At 67.4% G+C, this 22840-nt stretch carries 25 protein-coding genes; 12 read left to right on the plus strand and 13 right to left on the minus strand.

From position 1 onward, the window contains the following. Window positions 1-21: 21 nt before the first annotated feature. Complete coding sequence (locus AC2EAL_RS10020) at window positions 22-675, minus strand: DUF2238 domain-containing protein (protein WP_484724071.1); 654 nt, start codon at window positions 673-675, stop codon at window positions 22-24. A gap of 42 nt (window positions 676-717) precedes the next feature. Here AC2EAL_RS10020 and AC2EAL_RS10025 point away from each other — a divergent pair, with 42 nt between their 5' ends. After that, window positions 718-1422 carry an endonuclease/exonuclease/phosphatase family protein gene (locus AC2EAL_RS10025; protein WP_484724072.1) on the plus strand — a complete coding sequence of 235 codons (705 nt, stop codon included), beginning with the start codon at window positions 718-720 and terminating at the stop codon, window positions 1420-1422. Window positions 1423-1768: 346 nt separating this feature from the next. Here AC2EAL_RS10025 and ade read toward each other — a convergent pair whose 3' ends face one another. After that, window positions 1769-3469 (minus strand): adenine deaminase, encoded by a 1701-nt coding sequence (gene ade / locus AC2EAL_RS10030; RefSeq protein WP_484724073.1) that lies wholly within the window; start codon window positions 3467-3469, stop codon window positions 1769-1771. 62 nt (window positions 3470-3531) lie between these two features. Here ade and AC2EAL_RS10035 point away from each other — a divergent pair, with 62 nt between their 5' ends. Beyond that, window positions 3532-4488: a DMT family transporter gene (locus AC2EAL_RS10035; RefSeq protein WP_484724074.1), complete on the plus strand. Its 957-nt coding sequence runs from the start codon at window positions 3532-3534 to the stop codon at window positions 4486-4488. A gap of 76 nt (window positions 4489-4564) precedes the next feature. Here the strand turns inward: AC2EAL_RS10035 and AC2EAL_RS10040 are convergent, their stop codons facing one another. Next, entirely contained in the window at window positions 4565-5683 is a 1119-nt protein-coding gene (locus AC2EAL_RS10040; RefSeq protein WP_484724075.1) for an aromatic ring-hydroxylating oxygenase subunit alpha, read from the minus strand. A gap of 142 nt (window positions 5684-5825) precedes the next feature. On the opposite strand from AC2EAL_RS10040, the gene AC2EAL_RS10045 reads away from it, so the two are divergent. Further along, on the plus strand, window positions 5826-5951 hold the full coding sequence (locus AC2EAL_RS10045) for a hypothetical protein (protein ID WP_484724076.1): 126 nt from the start codon (window positions 5826-5828) through the stop codon (window positions 5949-5951). On the opposite strand, the gene AC2EAL_RS10050 is transcribed toward AC2EAL_RS10045, so the two are convergent. Together AC2EAL_RS10050 and AC2EAL_RS10055 are read right to left on the minus strand one after the other, a co-directional pair. Continuing rightward, on the minus strand, window positions 5948-6283 hold the full coding sequence (locus tag AC2EAL_RS10050) for a DoxX family protein (RefSeq protein ID WP_484724077.1): 336 nt from the start codon (window positions 6281-6283) through the stop codon (window positions 5948-5950). The two genes, AC2EAL_RS10045 and AC2EAL_RS10050, sit on opposite strands and share 4 nt — an antisense overlap. Window positions 6284-6384: 101 nt before the next feature. Further along, on the minus strand, window positions 6385-6846 hold the full coding sequence (locus tag AC2EAL_RS10055; RefSeq protein ID WP_484724078.1) for an Lrp/AsnC family transcriptional regulator: 462 nt from the start codon (window positions 6844-6846) through the stop codon (window positions 6385-6387). Window positions 6847-6951: 105 nt separating this feature from the next. Between AC2EAL_RS10055 and putA the strand changes: the two genes are divergently transcribed. The 4 genes from putA (at window position 6952) to AC2EAL_RS10075 (ending at window position 12457) form a co-directional block, all read left to right on the plus strand. Then, window positions 6952-10401, plus strand: a complete 3450-nt coding sequence (putA, locus tag AC2EAL_RS10060; RefSeq protein ID WP_484724079.1) for a bifunctional proline dehydrogenase/L-glutamate gamma-semialdehyde dehydrogenase PutA — start codon at window positions 6952-6954, stop codon at window positions 10399-10401. A 31-nt stretch (window positions 10402-10432) separates the two neighbouring features. Next, complete coding sequence (locus tag AC2EAL_RS10065) at window positions 10433-11179, plus strand: rhomboid family intramembrane serine protease (protein WP_484724080.1); 747 nt, start codon at window positions 10433-10435, stop codon at window positions 11177-11179. Window positions 11180-11230: 51 nt separating this feature from the next. Continuing rightward, a complete protein-coding gene (locus tag AC2EAL_RS10070; RefSeq protein WP_484724081.1) occupies window positions 11231-11920 on the plus strand; it encodes a DUF1194 domain-containing protein in 690 nt (229 codons plus the stop codon). 114 nt (window positions 11921-12034) lie between these two features. Then, complete coding sequence (locus tag AC2EAL_RS10075; protein ID WP_484724082.1) at window positions 12035-12457, plus strand: L,D-transpeptidase; 423 nt, start codon at window positions 12035-12037, stop codon at window positions 12455-12457. Window positions 12458-12522: 65 nt separating this feature from the next. On the opposite strand, the gene AC2EAL_RS10080 is transcribed toward AC2EAL_RS10075, so the two are convergent. Both AC2EAL_RS10080 and AC2EAL_RS10085 read right to left on the minus strand, forming a co-directional pair. Further along, complete coding sequence (locus tag AC2EAL_RS10080; protein WP_484724083.1) at window positions 12523-12969, minus strand: DUF6691 family protein; 447 nt, start codon at window positions 12967-12969, stop codon at window positions 12523-12525. Next, complete coding sequence (locus tag AC2EAL_RS10085; RefSeq protein WP_484724084.1) at window positions 12966-13412, minus strand: YeeE/YedE family protein; 447 nt, start codon at window positions 13410-13412, stop codon at window positions 12966-12968. The genes AC2EAL_RS10080 and AC2EAL_RS10085 overlap by 4 nt, the downstream gene beginning before the upstream one ends. Window positions 13413-13616: 204 nt before the next feature. Between AC2EAL_RS10085 and AC2EAL_RS10090 the strand changes: the two genes are divergently transcribed. After that, on the plus strand, window positions 13617-14402 hold the full coding sequence (locus AC2EAL_RS10090; RefSeq protein WP_484724085.1) for an inositol monophosphatase family protein: 786 nt from the start codon (window positions 13617-13619) through the stop codon (window positions 14400-14402). Window positions 14403-14466: 64 nt separating this feature from the next. Here the strand turns inward: AC2EAL_RS10090 and AC2EAL_RS10095 are convergent, their stop codons facing one another. Continuing rightward, window positions 14467-15372, minus strand: coding sequence for a LysR substrate-binding domain-containing protein (locus AC2EAL_RS10095; protein WP_484724086.1), 906 nt, complete (start codon window positions 15370-15372; stop codon window positions 14467-14469). A gap of 85 nt (window positions 15373-15457) precedes the next feature. Here AC2EAL_RS10095 and metF point away from each other — a divergent pair, with 85 nt between their 5' ends. The 4 genes from metF to AC2EAL_RS10115 all read left to right on the plus strand — a co-directional run bounded on the left by metF (window position 15458) and on the right by AC2EAL_RS10115 (window position 19130). Further along, window positions 15458-16327, plus strand: a complete 870-nt coding sequence (gene metF, locus AC2EAL_RS10100; protein ID WP_484724087.1) for a methylenetetrahydrofolate reductase [NAD(P)H] — start codon at window positions 15458-15460, stop codon at window positions 16325-16327. A 144-nt stretch (window positions 16328-16471) separates the two neighbouring features. Further along, the gene (gene aroQ / locus AC2EAL_RS10105; RefSeq protein ID WP_484724088.1) at window positions 16472-16909 is read left to right on the plus strand and encodes a type II 3-dehydroquinate dehydratase; all 438 of its coding nucleotides are present in this window, start codon (window positions 16472-16474) and stop codon (window positions 16907-16909) included. Then, the gene (locus tag AC2EAL_RS10110; RefSeq protein ID WP_484724089.1) at window positions 16906-18069 is read left to right on the plus strand and encodes an AMP-binding protein; all 1164 of its coding nucleotides are present in this window, start codon (window positions 16906-16908) and stop codon (window positions 18067-18069) included. The genes aroQ and AC2EAL_RS10110 overlap by 4 nt, the downstream gene beginning before the upstream one ends. Next, window positions 18057-19130, plus strand: a complete 1074-nt coding sequence (locus AC2EAL_RS10115; RefSeq protein ID WP_484724090.1) for a thiolase family protein — start codon at window positions 18057-18059, stop codon at window positions 19128-19130. The genes AC2EAL_RS10110 and AC2EAL_RS10115 overlap by 13 nt, the downstream gene beginning before the upstream one ends. Here AC2EAL_RS10115 and AC2EAL_RS10120 read toward each other — a convergent pair. The 5 genes from AC2EAL_RS10120 to AC2EAL_RS10140 all read right to left on the minus strand — a co-directional run bounded on the left by AC2EAL_RS10120 (window position 19119) and on the right by AC2EAL_RS10140 (window position 22831). Then, window positions 19119-19664, minus strand: a complete 546-nt coding sequence (locus tag AC2EAL_RS10120) for a biotin transporter BioY (RefSeq protein WP_484724091.1) — start codon at window positions 19662-19664, stop codon at window positions 19119-19121. The genes AC2EAL_RS10115 and AC2EAL_RS10120 overlap by 12 nt on opposite strands. Before the next feature lie 29 nt (window positions 19665-19693). Continuing rightward, window positions 19694-20293, minus strand: a complete 600-nt coding sequence (locus AC2EAL_RS10125) for an energy-coupling factor transporter transmembrane component T family protein (protein WP_484724092.1) — start codon at window positions 20291-20293, stop codon at window positions 19694-19696. Beyond that, the gene (locus AC2EAL_RS10130; protein ID WP_484724093.1) at window positions 20268-20999 is read right to left on the minus strand and encodes an energy-coupling factor ABC transporter ATP-binding protein; all 732 of its coding nucleotides are present in this window, start codon (window positions 20997-20999) and stop codon (window positions 20268-20270) included. Before AC2EAL_RS10130 ends, AC2EAL_RS10125 begins: the two co-directional genes overlap by 26 nt. A 148-nt stretch (window positions 21000-21147) precedes the next feature. Next, the gene (locus AC2EAL_RS10135; protein ID WP_484724094.1) at window positions 21148-21411 is read right to left on the minus strand and encodes a glycine zipper 2TM domain-containing protein; all 264 of its coding nucleotides are present in this window, start codon (window positions 21409-21411) and stop codon (window positions 21148-21150) included. Window positions 21412-21556: 145 nt separating this feature from the next. After that, on the minus strand, window positions 21557-22831 hold the full coding sequence (locus tag AC2EAL_RS10140) for a 4-aminobutyrate--2-oxoglutarate transaminase (RefSeq protein ID WP_484724095.1): 1275 nt from the start codon (window positions 22829-22831) through the stop codon (window positions 21557-21559). Between the last annotated feature and the right edge of the window lie 9 nt (window positions 22832-22840).

Here is a 22840-nt window from a genome sequence, read left to right on the forward strand (position 1 = left end):
GGCAGGGGGCCTGGTGCCCCCTTACCCACGCTTCCTCCGGCGGCGGGCCAGAACCTTGCGAAACCGCGCCCGGTTGGTCTCGATGAACAGATCGAAGGGCGCGCCAAGCCGCCCGGCGCGGCCCAGCATGTAGATCACCCCCGCGCCCGCCGCCAGCGCCGCCCCCAGCGTGTTGACGATGAAATCGCCCATCGTGTCGGGCAGGCCGGACTTCATCATGTTGAAGCCGAAGAGCGTGTCCATCGCGTACTCGAAGATCTCCCACAACACCCCCACCGTCATTGCCAGGCAGAAGGACAGCGCGCCCAGGGCCCAGGGCGGCGCGGCATAGCGGTCGCCCTGGAACAGCATGAAGACGAGCAGGAACCCCAGGATCCCGAAGCCCATCGCAGACCCGAAATGCAGGACCAGGTCCCACCACCAGAACCGGTCGTAGAAATCATAGACCTCGCCCAGGTACAGCGTCGCCATGACGAACAGCGCGATGGCGGCCAGGAAACTGGGCGGCAGGCGCAGGCCGACCCGGCTGGCGAGTTGTCCCGGCAGGACCGTCAGCACCAAGGCTGCCAAGGTCACGAAGACCGCCGGCCAGACCCCGCCAATGGCGGCAATCACCGCCTCGACCGCCAGCAGGATGCGGATCGCGCTCAGGACGATGGCCGAGGTGCCGGGCAATTGCCTCTCCGCTCTGTGGGCTTCGCCTTCTATATTGGGGTCATGAGAGGTGATTCAAAGCCCGCCCTGCGCGTGGCGTCCTGGAACATTCACAAGGCCGTCGGCACCGACCGCCGCCGCGATGCCGACCGGGTGCTGACGGCGATTGCGGCGCTCGGGGCGGACATCGTCGCCCTGCAAGAGGCCGACCGGCGGCTTGGCGACCGCCCCTCGGCCCTGCCGCGCGAGCAGATCGCGGCGGTTACCGGGCTGGAGCCGCTGCCTATCGGTCGGAATGCCGTCAGCCTCGGCTGGCACGGCAATGCGCTGCTGGCGCGTCCGGACATCCATCTGACCGGGGTGGAACGGCTGGACCTGCCGGGACATGAACCGCGCGGGGCGGTGGTTGCCGATCTCGACAACCCGGCCCCTCTGCGCGTGGTGGTGGTGCACCTCGGCCTCCTGCGCGCCGCACGCCGCCGCCAGCTGGACGCAATCAAGGCAGCGCTGCTGCGGTTGCCGGTGCGGCCGACGGTGATCCTTGGCGACTTCAACGAACATTCCCGCCGCGTGGGCCTCGGCCGCATCGCCACGCCCTTCGTGATCCTGCCGACCGAGCCGACCTTCCCGTCGCGCCGGCCGCTTCTGCCCTTGGACCGGATCGTCCATTCGCCGGACCTCGATCTGGTCCCGCTCGGCTTTCCGCAACCGCGTGGCCCGCAGCCCTCGGACCACTTGCCGCTTCTGGCCGAGCTGCGCTGGCGGTGACCCGGCGGATGTTGCACGACCGCGACGGGGATTCCGCAGATCGTCTTTCTCTTCTGCAAGTATCCCACGGGGGTGCGGGGGTGTGAAACCCCCGTTCTTCGAGCCCCTTTGCGTCCTTCACGCAAAGCGGCGAGAGAAAGGCTTGCGCGTCAGCGCTTAATCTGAAACCCGCCAACCACCCGCGCGGCGCATCCCAACCGGGCGCAGGTCGCACCACCCGCGTCCCCTCTCCCCTCCGGGGGAGAGGGCCAGGGTGAGGGGGTGACTGCGGGTTAAGAAACTCCTAACGGAAATATCCAAGACCCTGAAAACAAATGACAATCCTACACTGTCCACCGTGGACAGGTCAGGGGATGACCTCGAACCGGTCCACGTCGACCATGCCGAAATCGGTGATCTTCAGATGCGGGATCACCGGCAGCGCCAGGAAGGCCAGCTGCAGGAAGGGCTCCTCCAGCACCACCCCCAGAGAGGTCGCGGCGGCCCGCAACTTCACCAGCTCCTCCCGCACCTCCTCGAAGGACCGCAAGGACATCAGCCCTGCCACTGGCAGCGCCAGTTCCGCCAGCACCCGGCCCCCCTCGACAACGACGAAGCCGCCCTCGATCTCGACCAGCCGGTTCGCCGCCAGCGCCATGTCCCCGTAGTCCGCCCCAACGACCGCGATGTTGTGATGATCGTGGCAGACCGTCGACCCGATGGCCCCCCGTTGCAGCCCGAAGCCCTTCACGAACCCCGTCGCCCGGTTCCCGTTCACCCCGTGCCGCTCGATCACCGCGATCTTGACCAGGTCGCGCGCCAGGTCCGGCCGCTTGTCCCCGTCTTGCGGGGCGATGTCGAAACTCAGGTGTTCGGTGATGATCTTGCCGGGCAGGATGCCGATCACCGGCGTCTCCACCCGGTTGCCGCCGGTCCGGAACTGCGCGGGTTCGATCCGCGCCGACTTCACCGAGTGCCGCGCCACCGGCTCGGTTGTCGCGCGGCCCGCAAAAGCCGCATCATCCGCCGCCACGCCCCCCGCCAGGACCAACGAGGCATGGCACCCCTCCAGACTGTCGATCACCGCGATATCCGCCCGTTTGCCGGGAGCAATCAGCCCGCGGTCCTTCAGCCCGAAAGCCTCCGCCGCACTCAACGACGCCGCCCGATACACCGCCAGCGGCGGCGCACCCAGTTCGATGGCCGTGCGGATCATGTAGTCGAGATGCCCATGCTCGCCGATATCCAGCGGGTTCCGGTCGTCGGTGCACAGGCACAGGTAGGACGAGAATCGTTCGGTCAGGAGCCCCGCCAGCGCGTGCAGATCTTTCGAGACCGACCCTTCCCGGATCAGCACCCGCATCCCCTTGCGCAGCTTCTCCAATCCCTCCTCGTAACTGGTCGCCTCATGCTCGGTCCGGATCCCCGCCGAGATATAGCCGTTCAGGTCGTTCCCCCGCAGCAGCGGCGCGTGTCCGTCGATGTGGCGGCCCTGGAAGGCCTCCAGCTTCTCCAGGCAGCCCAGGTCCTTCATCAGCACGCCGGGGTAGTTCATGAACTCCGCCAGGCCGATGACCTTGGGGTGGTCCTTGAAAGGCACGAGGTCGGCAGCGGACAAACGCGCGCCGGTCGTCTCCATATGGGTCGAGGGCACGCAGGAAGACAGCTGCACCCGCAGGTCCATCACCAGTTGCGACGCGGACTCAAGAAAGAAGCGGATCCCCTTGATCCCGCAGACATTCGCGATCTCGTGCGGGTCGCAGATCGCCGTGGTCACCCCACGCGGCGTCACGCAGCGGTCGAATTCGTGCGGGGTGACCAGCGAGGATTCCACATGCAGATGCGTGTCGATGAAGCCGGGTACGAGGACCTTGCCCGAGACGTCGATCTCTTTCCGCCCCGCATAACTGCCGAAGACGCCCACGATGGTGTCGCCGCAGATCGCGACGTCGGTTTCGACGAGGTCCCCGGTGATCAGGTCGAAGACCCGGCCGCCCTTCAGGACGAGGTCGGCGGGCACCGCACCCCGGCCCTGATCAATTCTGTCCGCAAGTGGCGCTTTCGGCATGGCATTCTCCTTTCCGATCAGGGAACCTGAAATGACCTGCCGCGTCCAGCACTACGGTCCCTGTGGAACCCCAAACCCCGCCCAACGAACCCCAACAGAGCCGCCCGCTGCGCGGCATCGCCTACAAGCTGTGCTCGGTCCTGGTGTTCATCGCCATGGCCTCGCTGATCAAGGCGACCTCGGCGCATGTTCCGGCCGGGCAGGCGGTGTTCTTCCGGTCGGCCTTTGCGATCCCGGTCATCATGGTCTGGCTGGCCTGGCGGCGGGAGTTGGCAACCGGACTGAGGACGGCGAATCCGCTTGGCCATTTCTGGCGCGGGCTGGTGGGCACAACCTCGATGGGCCTGGGCTTTGCCGGGCTTGGCTACCTGCCGCTGCCCGAGGTGACGGCCATCGGCTATGCGGCGCCGCTGTTGACGGTGATCTTCGCGGCGATGTTCCTGGGCGAGGACGTGCGGCTGTTCCGGATCACCTGTGTGGCCCTGGGGATGGTGGGGGTGCTGATTGTCCTGCTGCCGCGTCTGTCCATCGGGCCCGGCACGGCCAGCGTGACCGAAGCCTTTGGCGCGACGCTGGTCCTCGGCAGCGCGGTCTTTGCCGCGCTCGCGCAGGTCTTCGTGCGCAAGCTGGTGCACACGGAAGGCACGGCGGCCATCGTTTTCTACTTTTCGCTGACCGCGACCACGCTGTCGCTAGTGACTGTTCCTTTCGGCTGGGTCTGGCCCACGCCACTGGAGGCGTCGCTTCTGGTCATGGCGGGCCTCTTGGGTGGGGTCGGGCAGATCCTTCTGACCTCAAGCTACCGCGAGGCCGATGCCTCGCTGGTGGCGCCTTTTGACTATGCCTCGATGATCTTTGCGCTGGCCATCGGCTATTTCATCTTCTCGGAAGTGCCGACTTGGACCATGTTGGGCGGGGCGGCGCTGATCGTGACGGCGGGGATCCTGATCATCTGGCGCGAGCACAAGCTGGGGATCGAGCGGGCGAAGCAACGCAAGGCGATGACACCGCAGGGCTAGATGTGGCTCGTCGAAGCCCTTCGGGCACTCCTCGCTCAGGTCCCGCGAGGAGAAGCCGAAGGCGCACGACGAGCCGTCAGAGGCCCAGCCGGTCCACCACCCAAAGGCCCATCGCCTGCACCATGTCGTCGCGCCATGAAAGCGGTCCGGGCTTGTAGAGCGCGGACCCCAGCGCGCGCTGCTGTTTTTCCAGGATGCCGACGTCTTCCTTCGCCACCCGCTCCCACCGGTCATAATAGGGCTCGGCCCGAGCCTGGAAGTCCGGCAAGGCCAGCCGATCCTCGGGGAAGCAGCCGCCGACCTCCAGGATCGTGCGGTTCTCGGCCACGGGACGCGTGTTGAGCCACCACAGGCAATCCTGTGCGACGGCGAACTGGACGGTGGGGAAGATGACGGTGAAGTAGGTGCCCATCTGCGCGTCGTCGTCGAGGCCGTCGATGGGCGGGAAGGGTGGCTGGTCGCTGCCCAAGGTGGCGATGGACCGGCCCGAGATCACCTGAATGGTGATCCAGTTGCCTTTCGTCTCGGGCGACCGCGACTGCTGCGCCCCGACCGTGTCGCGGTGGACGATGCCGGTGTGATAGGTCTCGACCGCGTTTTCCAGGATCAGTTTCCAGTTGCAGGCGACGTCCAGCGTCACAGTCCATGTGCAGCGCATCTGGCCAAGCTTGTGGCTGGCCATCCGGTCTGGAAAGTCGCCGAGGTGTTCCAGAAGGCTTGGACCGTCCTTGGTGAACCGGGCGAAGACGAAGCCCTCCCAACTGTCCAGGTCCAGCGCCACCATCCCGTTTTCGACCTTGTCGAAGCCTTCGGCGTCCTTCATGTCGGGGCAGCCGTAGAGGCGCCCGTCGTTCAGGTAGCTCCAGGCGTGGTAGGGGCAGGTGATCCGGCCGCCGACATTGCCCTGGCCTTCCAGAAGGATCGAGCCGCGGTGGCGGCAGTAGTTGGCAAAGCAGCGGAGCTGCCCGTCATTGCCGCGGATCAGCACGATGGGTCCGCCGGGATTGTCGAAGGCGCGGTAGTCGCCGGGGTTCGGAAGGTCCTCGGCCCGGCACAGGAAGAACCAGTGCTTGAGGAACAGCTTCTCGCGTTCCAGCCTGAAGATCACCGGATCGGTGTAGAACCCCGCAGGCATCGACCGTGCGCGGTTCAGGGGTTGGGTGGCGGCTGCGATCTCGGCGCGGTCAAGGCTCATCGGTCACTCCCGGTTTCCCGTTTCGCGCAGTGTGCGGCGGCGGTTGCGGGCTGGCAAGATCGGGCACATTTGCTTCGTGCATTCGTAAGGGCGGGAGCCTAGGGTCGGGGGCGGCCGCTCGGGCCGACAGGGGGACGTGGTCATGGCCAAGGGTATGAACAAGCGCAAGGAAGTTAAGAAGCCAAAGAAGGAGGCCGCGAAGGCCCCGGTTCAGGTGGCTTCGACCAACGCAAAGGTCACGATCTCGCCCGGCAAGCCCAAGGACTAACCGGGTCTGTGCGCGGCGGCCAGCGCCAGAAGTCCGCCCGCAATTGCCCAGTTCTTCACAAAGATCGACATTTGCCAGCCATCCTGCGGCTGAAAGTGGAAGAGGCTGGTAAGGCCGCAGTAGACCGCAGCCGCCAGCGCCGCAGGAAAGACCGTGCGCGGCAGCAGAAGGCCGAGGGCCAGCGCCAGGTTCAGCCCCAGCGCGGGCCAGACCAGCCAGCCCGGCGCGCCGACCCCGGTCAGAAGCCCGGCCGCCACGTGCGGGGCCAGTGCTTTCTGGAAGGCCCCTGCCAGAAAGAGCAGCGCCATGAAGAGTCGTCCGATGCCGTCCATGCGCGCCTCCGTTTCGCGCAGCTACGCGGAGCCGGACGCGAAGTTTCACCGACGAGGCGCGGTGCCTGCCAGGTAGGGTGGGCGGATCGCCCACCTTACGCTCAGAAAACCTCCTTCACCGCCTCCATCGCCACATAGGTCGAGGTACTGGCGACATGGGGGAGCGCGCTGATCACTTCGCCCAGGACCCGGCGGTAGCTCTGGATGTCGGAGGTGCGGACCTTGAGGAGGTAGTCGAAGCTTGACGCCATCATGTGGCATTGCTCGACCTCGGGCACCGTCAGAACAGCCCGGTTGAACGCGGTCAGCGCCGCCTCGCGCGTGTCGGACAGCCGCACCTCGACAAAGGCCACATGCGCCTGGCCCATCTTGATCGGGTCGAGGATCGCGCGATATCCCGTGATGATGCCGATCTCCTCCAGTCGCTTCATCCGGGCCTGGGTGGGGGACTTCGACAACCCGATGCGGCGGGCGAGTTCGACGGCGGGAATGCGGCCTTCGGTCTGCAGGACCCGCAGGATCGCAAGGTCGAAACGGTCCAGATCGACGCGGTCGTTTGGCATAAGCACTTCCCTGATTGACGCGATTCTGGCCCGCATATCACATGATCTTCAGGAAAACAGCCTGCAATATTCGCGTTATGCTGGGCGGAAAGAAAGGTGCCTGCCATGAAATCTGCGACCGCTCCCGCCGCCTGGTCCGTCATCACCACGGGCGCGCTGACCGACGAGACGGCGCTCGTGCAACGGCTGGTGGCCGAGGCGGCATTGGATGCGTCGGCCCGGGCTCATGTCGTGGCGCAGGGGGCGGATCTGGTGCGCCGCATCCGGGCCAGTTCGCGGCCCGGTCTGATGGAGGTTTTCCTTGCGGAATACGGGCTGTCGACCGACGAGGGCATCGCGCTGATGTGCTTGGCCGAGGCCCTTCTCCGCGTGCCGGATTCCGAGACGATGGACGCGCTGATCGAGGACAAGATCGCACCTTCGGACTGGGGGCGGCATCTGGGGAAATCGGCGTCCTCGCTGGTGAACGCTTCGACTTGGGCGCTGATGCTGACCGGCAAGGTGCTGGACGACCGGGAGGGCGGGATTGCGGGCGCGCTGCGAGGGGCGGTCAGGCGGCTGGGGGAGCCAGTGATCCGAACCGCTGTCAGTCGGGCGATGAAGGAAATGGGGCGGAACTTCGTCCTGGGGGAAACCATCGACAAGGCGATGGACCGGGCCGAGGAGCTGGAGGTCAGGGGCTATACATATAGCTACGACATGCTCGGCGAGGCCGCGCGGACGGAAGGTGATGCGCGGCGGTATCACCTGGCCTATTCCCGCGCGATCACGGCGATTGCGCGGGCGGCGAAGGGAAACGACATCCGCACCAACCCCGGCATCTCGGTGAAGCTGTCCGCGCTGCATCCGCGCTATGAGGTGGCGAAGCGCGAGCGGGTGATGGAGGAACTGGTCCCCCGCGTCCGCGCCCTGGCGACGCTGGCGAAGGCCGCGGGTCTGGGTTTCAACATTGATGCGGAAGAGGCCGACCGCCTGGCCCTGTCGCTGGAGGTGATCGAGGCCACGCTCTCCGACCCGGCGCTGAAGGGCTGGGACGGGTTCGGGGTGGTGGTCCAGGCGTATGGGCGGCGCGCGGGTGCGGTGATTGACTGGCTGCATGCCTTGGCCACGCGGCTTGACCGCAAGATCATGGTCCGCCTCGTCAAGGGGGCCTATTGGGACGCCGAGGTGAAACGGGCGCAGGTGATGGGGCTGGAAAGCTTCCCGGTCTTCACCCGCAAACAGTCGACGGACGTTTCCTACATCGCCAACGCCCGCAAGCTTTTGTCGCTGACCGACCGCATCTACCCCCAGTTCGCCACCCACAACGCCCATACCGTCGCCGCGATCCTGCACATGGTGGACGCGCAGGGGCTGACGGCGATGGACTACGAATTCCAGCGTCTGCATGGCATGGGCGAGCGGCTGCATGACATCGTTCTCACCGACAACGCCACCCGCTGCCGGATCTATGCCCCCGTCGGCGCGCATCGCGACCTTTTGGCCTATCTGGTGCGCAGGCTTCTGGAGAACGGCGCGAACTCCAGCTTCGTCAACCAGATCGTCGATGAGGACGTCGCCCCGGAAGCCGTCGCCGCCTGCCCGCTGACGGTGGTCGAAGGACTGCCCACAATCCCGAGTCCCGCGCTGAAAACCGGCCCGGCGCTCTTCGGCACGCGCAAGAACTCGAAAGGCTGGGACCTCACCGATGCCGCCGACCTTGCGGCCATCGAAGCCGCTCGCGAGCCCTTCCTGGAGGCCCGCATCGACGCCGCCCCGCGCCTGGCGGGCCGTGTCGTCGGCGGATCGCAATTGGCCGTCCTGAACCCCGCCACGGGCGCTCTGGTCGGCCATGTCACCACGGCGGGCCTGCCGGACGTGGATACCGCGCATCGCCTCGCCGAACCCTGGTCTGCCGCGCCCGCCGAACGCGCCACGGTCCTGAACCGCGCCGCCGACCGGATGGAGCAGGACTTCGGCCGCATCTTCGCGCTTCTGGCGCGCGAGGCGGGGAAGACCCTGTCCGATGCCGTCGCCGAACTGCGCGAGGCGGTGGACTTCCTGCGCTACTACGCCACGCAAACCGCCCAACCGCACCCGGCGCGCGGGGTCTTCGCCTGCATCTCCCCCTGGAACTTTCCGCTGGCGATCTTCTGCGGCCAGATCGGCGCCGCCCTCGCTGCCGGGAACGCCGTGCTGGCGAAACCCGCCGAACAGACCCCGCTTATCGCCTGCCTTGCCGTCGACCACCTCCTCGCCGCCGGAGTGCCCGCGACCGCGCTGCAACTCCTCCCGGGCGACGGCCAGATCGGCGCTGCCCTGACCCGCGACCCGCGTGTGAGTGGCGTGGCCTTCACCGGCTCCACCGAGACGGCGCAGGCCATTCGTCGGGCGATGGCAGACCACCTTGACCCCACCGCTCCCCTGATCGCGGAGACCGGCGGCCTTAACGCGATGCTGGTCGATTCGACCGCGCTGCCGGAACAGGCGGTGCGTGACATCATCGCCTCCAGCTTCCAGTCGGCGGGCCAGCGGTGTTCGGCGCTTCGCTGCCTTTATGTGCAAGAGGACATCGCCCACACTGTCACCGAGATGCTCTTCGGCGCGATGGAGGACCTGTCGCTGGGCGATCCGTGGGCTTTGTCGACCGACATCGGCCCGGTGATTGACGCCGAGGCGCAGGCGGGTATCCGCGCCTATGTCGATGCCGCGCGGGCCGAGGGGCGGGTACTGAAGGAGTTGCGCGCCCCGGGGCAGGGGACCTTCATCGCGCCAACGGTGCTGACAGTGAACGGCATCCAGGACATGCCGCGCGAGATCTTCGGGCCGGTCCTGCACATCGCCACCTTCAAGGCCTCCGAGATCGACCGGGTGATCTCGGCGATCAACGCCACGGGCTACGGACTGACCTTCGGCCTCCACTCCCGCATCGACGACCGGGTGCAGCACATCGTCGACGGCATCCGGGTGGGAAACACCTACGTCAACCGTAACCAGATCGGCGCGGTGGTGGGCTCGCAGCCCTTCGGAGGTGAGGGGCTGTCAGGCACCGGACCAAAGGCCGGCGGGCCGCATTACCTGACCCGCTTCACCAAGGCCCCCACGCCCGTCGCCACCCCGGACGAGGCCGCCATCCCGGTCACCGAGGTGACGAAGGCTCTCGCTGCCCCCTGGCCCGCCACCGCGCCGTTGACCCAGGACATGCCTGGCCCGACCGGCGAATCGAACCGCCTGACTCTGACGCCCCGCGCGCCCCTTCTCTGCCTGGGCCCCGGACGCGCCGCCGCGTTGGCCCAGGCAGAAGCGATCCGCAAGCTTGGCGGCCACGCGGTGGAGGCGCCCGGCCTTGCCCCCGACGCCCTGAAGTCCCTGCAGGGCTTCTCGGGTGCGCTCTGGTGGGGCGAGGCCGAGGCTGGCCGCCCTTACGCCCAGGCGCTGGCACAAAGGCAGGGGCCGATCCTGCCGCTGATCGCCGCACCCGACGCAGGGCACACGCATCTGGAGCGGCACCTGTGCATCGATACCACCGCCTCGGGCGGCAATGCGCAGCTGCTGGCGGCGGTGGCCGACGCTTGACGCCTGACGGCGGATCGGAAAGGCTGCGGCCATGTTTCCGATCCGCGACCATAACCCCTCGGGGCGCACGCCTTATGTCACCTTCGCGCTGATCGCGATCAACATCCTGGTTTTCCTGGGCTATTTCACCACCCTTTCGGAATGGGACCTGAACGGATTCTTCATGACCTGGGGCCTGGTGCCCGCCCGGTTCATGCAGGGCCAGGGGCTGGAGACGATCTTCACCTCGATGTTCCTGCATGGCGGCTGGATGCATTTGGCGGGCAACATGCTGTTCCTGTGGATCTACGGCGACAACCTGGAGGAAGAGATGGGGCCGGTGGGCTTCCTGATCTTCTACCTGGCCTGCGGAGTGGCGGCGGGCCTCGCGCAGGCGCTGCCTGATCCGGGCTCGCCCATTCCGATGGTAGGGGCCTCGGGCGCGATTGCGGGGGTGATGGGCGGCTATCTCCTCATGTTCCCCAAGGCCAAGGTCGATGTCCTGTTCATCTTCGTCATCTTCTTCCGCATCTTCGCGATCCCGGCCTGGATCGTGCTGGGGCTGTGGCTGGCGATCCAGATCGGGTCAGGCGTCGCGATCCCGGGCGAGGAGGGCGGCGTGGCCTACTGGGCGCATGTTGGCGGATTTGTCGCGGGGCTGGTGCTGACCCTGCCGGTCTGGCTGCGGCGCGGCGCGCAAGGCTACTGGCAGCAAACGGCAGGCCATCCGCCGCATCCCGAGACGCAGTTCGAGGCCGCGCGGTCGAACGTGCCCCTGATCCGCCGCCGCCCGCGGTAGGCGCTTTGCGCGGTGACCCTTCGGGCGTAGCATCGGTGGCGGAGGGTCGTGATGCTCCGCCTGGCCTGCCTTGTGCTGCTTTGCCAGCCTGCCGCCGCTGCCGACTGCCGCCTGGCCCTGGCGCTGGCGGTCGATATCTCTCGGTCCATCGATTCGCAGGACTACATCGTCCAGACCGAAGGCCTGGCCCTGGCGCTGGAGGACCCGGAGGTGCGGCGGGCGATCCTTGTGCCGGAAGGTCAGGTCGCGCTGGCGGTCTACTACTGGTCGGGGCGCGGCTATCAGGACCTGGTGCAGGACTGGGTGATGCTGGACAGCCCCGAGGCGCTGGACAGCTTGATCTGGACCGTGCGCCGCACGCCACGCCCGGCGGCACGCCTTGCGACCGCGATGGGCGATGCGCTCCGCTATGGGGCCGGACTGATGGACGATGCCCCCGACTGTGACCGAAGGGTGATTGACGTGGCGGGCGACGGGCGCAACAACGAAGGCATTTCGGTCGCGCGCACCTATGAGCGCGAGGATTTCACCGGGATCACGGTGAATGGCCTCGCGGTCGGAGAGCATGAGGCCGACATCCTGGACTACTACCTGAATGAGGTCATCCGCGGCCCCGGTGCCTTTGTCGAAAGCGCCCCGACGCAAGCGGATTATCCCGCCGCTATCCGCCGCAAACTGCTGCGCGAGTTGCAGGGTCCGATGATCGGCGGGCTGATTGCGCCCGGCCCGGACAATGGTTGACCCAAACCCGCCACAAATCCGGGATTCCTGACCGGATTTTCGCCGGTTTTTCATTGACTACTGTGATGCATCGGGAATCCTGCCCGTGATTGATCTACACATTCGGAGGTTACCATGCGCCGCCATTTTGCCGCGCTTCTGATGGGCCTGATGCTGCTGCCCGGCCCTGCCCTGGCCGAGCGGGTGGTGGCCCATGTGTCCATCGCTTCGCAGACCATGAAGGTCTACCACGAGGGGCGGTTGCTTTTCACCTGGCCGGTCTCTACCGCAAAGCCGGGAAAGATCACTCCGACCGGCACCTACGCGCCCGAGTTCCTGTCACGGAACCATCGCTCGAAGCGCTACAACAACGCGCCGATGCCGTTCGCGATCTTCTACGACGGGCACTATGCGATCCACGGCACCGACCAGATCGATCGCCTTGGTGCGCCAGCCAGCCGGGGCTGCGTGCGGCTGCATCCCGACAACGCCAAGATCCTGTTCGAGATGGTCAAGGCCGAGGGGATGGAGAACATGCGCGTGGTGATCGTCCAGTAGGGCCACCCGCCCTTGGACCCGCGCTCTTGTCTCTGCCGGTGCAGCCGGGCTTTCGGTGCCGAAGCCTAGCCGCGGGACCGCATGTTCCTCATCGTCGCGCGCCCGCGGGCCGTCGTCAGATCGTGCAGCAGCATCCCGACCAGCGCGGCTGCAGCGAACAGCGCGCCATCCCCAAGGAACTGCCCCACGGCGGTCAGCGCGGTGCCGGGCGAATAGCCGGAAATCCCCCAGCCCAGCCCGAAGAGCAGGCTTCCGGCGACGAGCCTTGCATCAATGCCTTCGGCTTCGGGCGGGACAGCTGGGCCGGGAAGCACAGCGCGACCCAGCCGTCTGTGCAGCCTGATGCCCAGGAAGGCCAGCACAATCGCGGCCAGGATCGCCAGCCCAAAGCTCGGGTCCCAGCCCGAACCGGGGCGAAGGAAAGCCTGCACCCGCGCGGGGTCGGCCAGGCCCGAGAGGATGAGGCCACCACCGCAGAGCAGTCCGCAGGCCAGAGCTGCAAGCCGGATCATGTCGGCACCCCGCTGCTGCGGACCCAGCCCGACGCGACCACTCCGGCAATCCCGCCCAGAATCAGGCAGACCACGGCGACCAGCGCCCGCTTCGACAGACGCGCCAGTCCAAGGATTGCCTGCCCGCTGATGCCGGTGCTGCCAAGTCTTGCGCCGAAGCCGGCAAGGAGCCCGGCCACCAGAACCAGCGGCACGTTGGTCGCCTCGCCTGCCTCTGGCAGCGGCACCCAGATCTGCCAGACCGTCGGGGCAAGAACCAGCCCGGCCAGGAAGGCGATGCTGGCCGCAGCCAGCCCCTCGTTTCCGCCAAGCAGGCTGCCAAACATGTCGGACATGTTCATTGCGCGCCCGGTCAGCACCAAGAGCACGGCGGCGGAGAGCCCGACCAGGCCACCTCCGATCACAGCCGCGCCTGACGCGGTCGCCAGCCAGTCAAGGATCATGTGGCCTCCCCTCAATCCCGAGTGCCATCCCAGAATGACCGGTTCTGCAGACAAAGCAACGCAAAGCTCAGGATCAGGCTGGCGAGGCCCATGGCAGTACTTCACTTCCAGGCGTCCCGCGTGTATGCCCGCCCGACCTCTGCAGCCCCACTTTCCCAGACCCCCGCAGATCCCGACCGCCGTGAACCGACCGGAGTGAAGTCCATGCAAGGCAGTGCCAACCTCAACCTGATGATCAAGGCTGCGCGCAAGGCGGGCCGTTCGCTGGTCAAGGACTTCCGCGAGGTGGAAAACCTGCAGGTCTCGACCAAGGGGCCGGGCGACTTCGTCTCGAAGGCCGACCGCGAGGCGGAGCGGCTGATCAAGGAAGAACTGATGGGCGCGCGGCCGACCTATGGCTGGCTGGGCGAGGAGACCGGGGGTGCTGCCGGGGCTGACCCGACCCGGCGCTGGATTGTCGATCCCCTGGACGGGACCACGAACTTCCTGCACGGGATGCCGCATTGGGCGGTGTCGATCGCGCTGGAGCACAAGGGCGAGATCGTCAGCGCGGTCGTCTATGATCCGGCCAAGGACGAGATGTTCTGGGCCGAAAAGGGCGCGGGCTGTTGGCTGAACGACAACCGCCGTCTGCGCGTCTCGGCCCGTCGGGCGATGCACGAGGCGGTGTTCGCCACCGGCATCCCGTTCGGCGCGAAGTCGACGCTGCCAGCGATGCTGAAGGACCTGGGCCGCCTGATGCCCGCCTGTGCCGGGGTCCGCCGCTGGGGGGCTGCCGCGCTGGACCTTGCCTACGTGGCGGCGGGCCGCTTCGACGGCTTCTGGGAGCGGGAGCTTTCGGCCTGGGACATCGCGGCGGGCATCCTGCTGGTCAAGGAGGCCGGGGGGCTGGTCGAGGGGTTGCGTGAGGGCACCGATCCCCTGGACGGCGCGCTGATCGCGGCCAACGATGGGCTCTTCAAGGCGCTGGCGGACACGATCCGCGCCTGACGGGCACGAATTTTCTGCGAAAATTCGACACTGAACCTTCGCAGAAGGTTCGTGCCAGGCCGGGTTACCCGCGCTGCAGCTTCACCGGCTCGGACCGCGCGAGCCGCAGGAAGTGCGCGATATAGGGCTTCGCCGCATCTTCCTCTCGCGTGGCCGCATACATCCGCTTGGTCACCACCTCGGGCCCCAGGGGCCGGGTGATGTAGTCGGCATTCGTCTTCACCTCGCGCATCACCCAGTCCGGTAGCACTGCCACCCCACGGTTCGACCCCACCAGCATCAGGATCACCGCCGTCAGTTCCGCGGTCCGCTGGGCCCTGGGTTCCACCTTGGCGGGCGTCAGGATTTCGGTGAACACATCCAGCTTGTCGCGGCTGACCGGGTAGGTGATCAGCACCTGGTCGCGGAAGTCCTCCGCAGTGATGAAGTCCTTTGCGGCCAAGGGGTTCTGCGATGAGCCAACGAAGGTCGGGTGATAGTCGAAGAGGGGGTTGAAGACGATCCCCGGCGGCGGCTCGCGGTCGGACGAGATCACCAGGTCCACATCCTCACGGTTCAGCGCCGGAAGGGCCTCGAAGGCCAGCCCCGCGCGAATGTCGACGTCGATCTCGGGCCAGGCGTGGCGGAACATCTCCAGCACTGGGAACAGCCAGTCGAAACAGGCGTGGCATTCGATGGCGATGTGCAGGCGGCCCGTCCGGCCCGCGCGCAAGGCGCGGAACTCTTCCTCCATCGCGTCGATCTCGGGCAGGATGCGCTCCGCTGCCCGCAGCATCCGCACTCCGGCAGCCGACAGCCGCATGGGTTTCGACCGGCGCACGAATAGCTCCATCCCCGCCTGGTCCTCCAGTCCCTTTACCTGATGCGACAGGGCAGACTGGGTCATGTTCAGCATGTCTGCCGCCCGTTGCAGACCCCCGGCTTGCTGGATCGCGCGGATCGTGCGTAGGTGACGCAGTTCGATATACATGAACGAACCTCATGAAGATCGTGAGAACTATGAATTGGTCTCACATTGAGGAATCTGCGACAAGGGGTCATCGAAGGAGACCACCATGTCCAACGCGCCCCGTATCAGTTTCGAATTCTTCCCGCCGCAGTCGCTGGACGCGTCCTTCCGGCTGTGGGAAACGGTGCAGGCGCTGGCGCCGATGAAGCCGTCCTTCGTGTCGGTGACCTATGGCGCGGGCGGCACCACGCGGACCCTGACGCATGAAGCGGTCTCGACCATCCATCGCAACTATGGCCTGCCCGTCGCCGCGCACCTGACCTGCGTTGACGCGACTCAGACCGAGACGCTGGCCATTGCCGAATCCTACGCCGCGGCCGGGGTGACAGAGATCGTGGCCCTCCGTGGCGATGCCCCGAAAGGCGCGCAGCGGTTTGTCCCGCATCCCCTGGGCTTTGCGAATTCCGTGGAGCTGGTGGAGAAACTGGCGCGGACCGGCAAGTTCAAGATCCGCGTGGGTGCCTATCCTGAGCCGCACCCGGATGCCGCAGACTCCAGCGCCGACGTGACCTGGCTGAAGCGCAAGATCGACGCCGGGGCCTCTAGCGCGATCACCCAGTTCTTCTTCGACGCCGACACCTTCTTCCGCTTCCGCGATGCCTGCGTGAAGGCCGGGATCACCGCGCCAATCATCCCCGGCATCCTGCCGATCACCAGCTGGGAGGGCGCCAAGAAGTTCGCCCGCCGCTGCGGCACCTCGGTCCCGGCGCGGCTGGACGAGGCCTTTACCACCGCCGCCCGCGACGGGCGCGAAGAGCTTCTGGCGCTGACCCAGTGCACGGCGCTGTGCGACCGGCTGATCCAGGGCGGGGTCGAGGATCTGCACTTCTACACCCTGAACCGCCCGCACCTGACCCGCGAGGTCGTCCATGCGCTGGGCATCAAGCCCGAGCTGGTGTTGGAGAAAGTGGCCTGAAATCAGCCCCTTGGGGCAACCGGTGTCTCCCTGGGCGGCTTTCCGACCTTTCCCCAAGGTCCCCTGGAAAGCCGCCGTTTTTTTGCCGGTTGCTGCCCGGGTCATATCGGCTAATCTCGCGCGACCCTACTCGCGGACCCCGACATGCCCAAGCTCGTCACTTTTCTCAACGGCCCGAACCTGAACCTCCTTGGCCTGCGCCAGCCTGAAATCTACGGGCGCGAAACGCTGGAGGATGTGGCGGCAAAGGTGTCCGACCTTGCCGAGGACCTGGGGCTGGCGGTCAAGGCGCTGCAGTCGAACCACGAAGGCCAGCTGGTCGACTGGATCCAGGCGGCGCGGGGGACTTCGGCTGCGATCATCATCAACCCGGGGGCCTATTCGCACACGTCGGTCGCCATCCTGGACGCGCTGAATGCCTATGAGGGCGTGGTGATCGAGGTCCATATCTCGCAAATCCACAAGCGCGAGGCGTTCCGGCATCATTCCTATGTCAGCCACCGGGCCGACGGGGTGATCGTGGGCTGCGGGACAGAGGGCTACCTGCTGGCGCTACGGCGGATCGCCAGTCTGCTGGCATGACGGACGGCTTTCGCTGGCACCCGAAGGCCCGGCTGATCGACATCGCGGGGCGTGAGGTGTTGCCCGGGCGGCCCGACTGCGCGGTCCTGCCCGACACCGCCGCCGGTCTGGCAGCGGCCATCGGCCATCCGGCCTTTCGCATCGGCGCACCGGACCAGTCCGCGCCCGCGCCATACGGTCAACCGGTCTTCGAGACGCTGACCTCGGGCTCGACCGGCCAGCCCAAGCGCATCCGGCGGACGCAAGCCTCGTGGACGGCAAGCTTTGCGGTCAACGCGGCGTTTGGCATCGGCCCCGGCGCGCGGGTCGCGGTGCCGGGTCGGTTGGTGCATTCGCTGTCGCTTTATGGCGCGATCGAGGGGTTGCACCTGGGCGCCGAGGTGCATCTTCTGGATGCCCTGCGGCCGGACCGTCAGGCGGCGGCGCTGGTGCGGAAACGGATCACGCACCTGTACGCGACGCCCGCGCAGCTGCGGCTCATGGCGCTGGGGCAGGGGCCCTGGCCGGACCTGCAAATGATCCTGATCGGCGGCTCGAAGCTTGATCCGGCCTTGCGGGCGCGGCTGACCGGCCTGGCCCCGCAGGCAGCGCTGCGCGAGTTCTATGGGGCCGCCGAGACGAGCTTTGTCACCCTGTCTGATGACACCACTCCGGACGCGTCGGTCGGGCGGGCCTATCCCGGGGTCGAGCTGCAGCTGGACGCGTCGGGCGAGGTCTGGGTGCGCAGTCCCTATCTGTTTCTGGTTTATGCTGGCCCGAAGGGGGCAGGGGGCGCAACCTGGCGCGACGGTTGGGTTTCTGTGGGCGAGATTGGCCGTCTGCAGGGGGAATGGCTGTACCTGAAGGGCCGCGCGGGCCGCATGGTCACGGTGGCCGACCAGAACGTCTTTCCCGAAGAGATCGAGGCGCTTCTGGAAGCTCATCCTGCTGTCAGTCGTGCGGCAATCCTGCCCGTCCCCGACCCTCTGCGCGGCCAGGCGCTGGTGGCGATCCTGCAGGGGGACACCGCGCAAGAGGCCGCCCTTCTCGCCCTGTTGCGCGAACGTTTGGGGCCGACGCGGGCACCGAAGGTGGTGATCTGGCGGGATGACTGGCCGGTGCTGGCCTCGGGCAAGACCGACCTGAAGGCCCTTGATGCAAGCCCGCCATGGCCCGCCTGATCGCCGCCCGCCGCACTGCGGTTGTCCCGCGCGGCGGGGCCTTTGCCCGGCTGTCGCTGGAGGATCTGGCCGCACCCGTCGTCAGGGCCTGTCTGGCCGATGCCGGGATTGCGCTGGACCGGGTGGATGAGCTGGTCCTGTCGAACGCCCTCGGTGCCGGCGGCAACCCGGCGCGGCGGGTGGCGCTGGCGGCGGGCCTGCCCGAGGCGGTGGCCGGGCTGACCACAGACCGGCAATGTGCGGGCGGGCTGGACGCGATCCTGCTGGCCCGCGCCATGGTAGACGCGGGCATGGCCGAAGTGGTGCTGGCGGGCGGTGTCGAAAGCTACTCCCGCCGTCCCTTGCGGCTGCGCACCGATCCCGACGGCGGGGCTCCGGTGCCATATGACGAGGCGCCTTTCACCCCCTGGCCCGACCGCAATCCGGGCATGGCCGAGGCCGCCGAGGCGCTGGCGCAGCGGCTGAGGATTGACCGGCCAAGGCAAGAAGCCTGGGCTGTGGCCAGCCATGACAAGGCGCTGCGGGCGGACCTATCTGCCGAGATCGTGCCGGTTCTGGGCATCGCGCGGGACGCCTTCCCCCGCTCCCTGCCCCCCCGTCTTCTGGCCAAGGCGCCGGTGGTGGCAGGCAGCATCACTGCCGCGACGGCTGCTGTCGCCGCCGATGCCGCGGCGCTGTGCCTTGTGGTCAGCGACCGGATCGCGAAAGGTAGGGGCCTGGCGCTGCTGGCGGGCCGGACGCTCGGGGGCGATCCGATGGAACCGGGCCTTGCGCCCGTGGCCGCCATCCGCGCGATCTGGGGTGGTGAGCCGCTGGCCATGGCCGAGGTGATGGAGGCCTATGCTGTCCAGGCCATCGCGGTGGTCGAAGGCGCGGGGCTGGACCCCGCCATCGTCAATCCGGCAGGCGGAGGGCTGGCCCGGGGCCACCCGATCGGGGCCTCGGGCGCGATCCTGGCCGTGCGGCTGTTCCACGGGCTGCAGCGGGGGCGCGGGCTTGCCGCCATCGCAGCTGCGGGTGGGATCGGTACCGCGCTTCTGGTCGAGGCATCAGCCGCGTGACTGCACTACGCCCGGCCGCATGCGGGCAAGCTGCCCGGTGACAAGGCCGGTGGCCACCGCCTTGACCAGGTCGCCCGGCAGGAAGGCAAGGGCTCCGGTCGCGGTCTCGGCCAGGGTCAGGTCGTTCATGTAGGCCGCGACGGGGATGCCGATGGCGTAGAGGACAATCATCCCGCCGCCCACAGCGGCCAGGCCCGCAGCCACGGACAGCGGCAGGCCGGACAGGCGCTGGGTCAGCCAGCCCGTCACGAATGCCGCGACCGGGAAGCCCACCACATAGCCGATGCGCGGGGTGTAGAGGACCGACCACAGATTCGCGCCGCCCGACAGGAACGGCAGGCCAAGCGCGATCAGCGCGATGAAGAGAAGGACCGCCAGCGCCCCCTTGCGCGCGCCAAGGACCGCGCCCGCCAGCATGACGCCGAAGGACTGGAAGGTGATCGGTACGCCTGCGATCAGGTCGATCCGCGGCAGAAAGCCAAGTGCTGCGATCAGGGCGGCAAAGAGGGCGATATGGGCAAGGCTGCGTTCCAAGGCGGATCTCCGTGGGGTCTGGCGCCCTGCTAAACCGATCCGCTGCGCGCGCGCAAGGCCTCGGCGGCGTGGTCGGCCTCGTCCAGGGCGGCCAGGGCCAGCGGCACCAGCAGGCGGTGGCGGGGTCGGCGAGCGGACCGGGCGCGCCAGGCCTGGGCAAGGTCGCCCGCGCGCTGCGACAGGACCGGGATGAAGCGGACCGCCATGGCCAGGGCCAGCGCGATGCGGTTGACCGGCAGGCCGACCCGTTCCAGCGGGCGCAGGATCGCGGCGAAGGCGGCCAGCAGAGCATCGAAGCGGGTGGTGAGGAGAAGAAGCGCGGCAGCGGCAAACATCGTCATCATCCGCAGGACGATGGCCAGGCCCGCCTCGGGCGTGCCGCGATACAGATGCCAGCCGCCCATCACCAGGACAAAGGGCCACAGTGGCCAAAGCCGTCGCGGCAATCGCGCGGCTTCGGCCCAGCCAAGGGACAGGAAGGCCAGCCAGACGCCCGCGAAGATCGCCGCCAGCGCCAGCGGGTCCTGGATCACGCCCAGCAGGATCCCGAGGCCCGCAATCGCTGCCAGCTTGGCCACGGCGGGCCAGCGGTGGAGTGCGCTGTCAACCGGCGAGATCGGCGTCAGCATCGCGCACTCCAATCCGGGCCATTTCGGCGGTGAAGGCGGGGATCACCGCCCCGGGCGGCCCGTCCGCAGCGATGCGGCCCGCTTCCAGCCAGACTACCCGGTCGCAGTGCTGGACCGTCGCGGGATCATGGGTGATGGTCACCAGCCGCTGCGGCAGGGCTGCGAAGCGGCGGGCTAGGCGGGCCTGTGTCGGCAGGTCCAGCCCGGCCAGGGGTTCGTCCAGCAGGATCGTGCGCGGGGCCATCAGCAGGACGGACAGAAGGCACAGGTAGTGGCGCTGGCCCTGACTCAGGCTGGTGACTGGCACCTTGGCCCAATGTGCCCTGCCTTCAGCTTGCAGGGCGGCATTGGCGCGGTCCTGCGCCTGCGCCTGGCTTAGTCCCTGCTGGGTCAGGCCAAAGGCCAGCTCCTCCTCGACGGTCGGAAACAGGATCTGGTGGTCGGGATTCTGGAACAGGATGCCGATGCCGCCAAGCGCTGCCTTGCGGTCGGCATAGGGGTCAAAGCCATCAACCCGGACTGTGCCCGACTGCGGGGCGATCAGGCCCGCGACCAGGCGCAGAAGCGTTGTCTTGCCCGATCCGTTCCGCCCGAGGATGCCGATCCGGGCTTCGGTCAGCCGCAGGTCAAGCGCATTCAGGATCAGCCGCCCGCCCAGTCGCACGGTGGCAGAGGCAATCTCGATCCCGGTCGATGGGTCAGGCATGTCGGGCCCTGCAGTGGACTGGCCGCGCTTCTAGCCGTTCCGCCTGACCGGCGAAAGGGCGGAAGGACCGGCCAAGTGCAGGAGGTCCGAAATGAAGGGGCCCCAGCCCGCAGGACGGGCCGGGGTCCGAAAGCCGTGTACCGCAGGCCTACTGGCAGTTCGCGATGAAGCGGTTGCCGTTCTGGTCACGGTAGTAGCACTTGCCCGCTTGCGGGGCCGGCCCGATCAGCTGCGAAGCCGCGACCCCGACCATTGCGCCGATCAGGGCGCCCTTTTCGCGGTCGCTGTCCGACGAGATCGCCGCGCCGACGGCGGCACCGCCCACGGCACCCAGCGCCGCGTTCTGTTCGGCCGGCGTGCAGGCCATCAGCGGCAGGGCCAGCAGGGGAAGGGTCAGAAGGAAACGGGTCATTGGTCTGCTCCAGGTTGTGAGTCTACGGTCGGACAGTAACGATACAGGCCCGGCTTTCGACCGGAAAATGGCGGGATGGGCGGAATTCAACCGATCCGTTCTGTTGCCATAACTCCGGATCGGCAGAATGGTCCCGCCCGGCCCCTTACTGCCGCGCGGCTGCGACGGCGGCTTCCAGGATGTCCATCGCCTCGGCGAAATGGGCATCCGGAATGGTGATCGGCGCCAGGAAGCGCACGACGTTGCCATAGACGCCGCAGGTCAGCAGGATCAGCCCGCGCTTCTGTGCCTCCATCCGGACGCGTCCGGTGAAGCCCGCGTCGGGTTCCTTCGTGCCGGGCTTGCCGAATTCCACCGCCACCATGAAGCCGGGGCCACGGATGTCGATGATCTCGGGCGAGGTCGCGCGGATCGCCTCCAGCCGCTGCTTCAGACGGCTCCCGAGTTCATTGGCGCGGGCGCAGAGGTCTTCTTCCTCGATTACGTCCAGCACGGCATTGGCCGCAGCGATTCCCAGCGGGTTGCCGGCATAGGTGCCGCCGAGGCCCCCGGGGTTGGCTGCATCCATCAGCTCGGCCCGGCCGGTTACGGCCGCCAGCGGCAAGCCGCCCGCGAGGCCCTTGGCCATGGTCGTCAGGTCGGCGGCCACGCCATGCATCTCCATCGCGAACAGGTTGCCGGTCCGCGCAAAGCCGGTCTGCACCTCGTCGGCGATCATCACGATGCCATGCTGGTCACACAGCGCGCGGATCGCCTTCACCAACTCGGTCGGCGCCGGGTAGAACCCGCCTTCGCCCTGCACCGGCTCGAAGATGATCGCCGCGACGCGGGCCGGGTCGAGGTCGGCCTTGAACAGCTTCTCGATCCCCGCCATCGCGTCCTTGGTGGAAATTCCGTGCGGCTCCATCGGGAAGGGGACGTGGAACACGCCCGGCATCATCGAGCCGAAGCCCTTCTTGTAGGGCTCGACCTTCCCGGTCAGCGCCATGCCCATGAAGGTCCGGCCATGGAAGCCGCCGCCGAAGGCGATCACGGCATCGCGGCCCGTGGCGATGCGGGCGATCTTGATCGCATTCTCGCAGGCCTCGGCACCTGTGGTCACGAAGATCGTCTTCTTCTTCCAGTTGCCCGGCACCTTTTCGTTCAGTCGCTCGGCCAGACGGATGTAGTTCTCGTAGGGCATCACCTGGTGGCAGGTGTGAGTGAACTTCGTCATCTGGTTCGCCACCGCGGCCATCACCTTGGGGTGGCAATGCCCGGTGTTCACCACCGCGATCCCGGCGGCGAAGTCGATGTAGCGGTTGCCCTCTATATCCCAGATTTCCGCATTCAGCGCCCGATCCGCATAGATCTGCGTCATCATCCCAACCCCGCGCGAGATGGCCTCGTCGCGGCGCTTGGCTACTTCGGCGTTCAGCATGGTCTTCGC

Source organism: Tabrizicola sp. T74 (genome assembly GCF_057219935.1).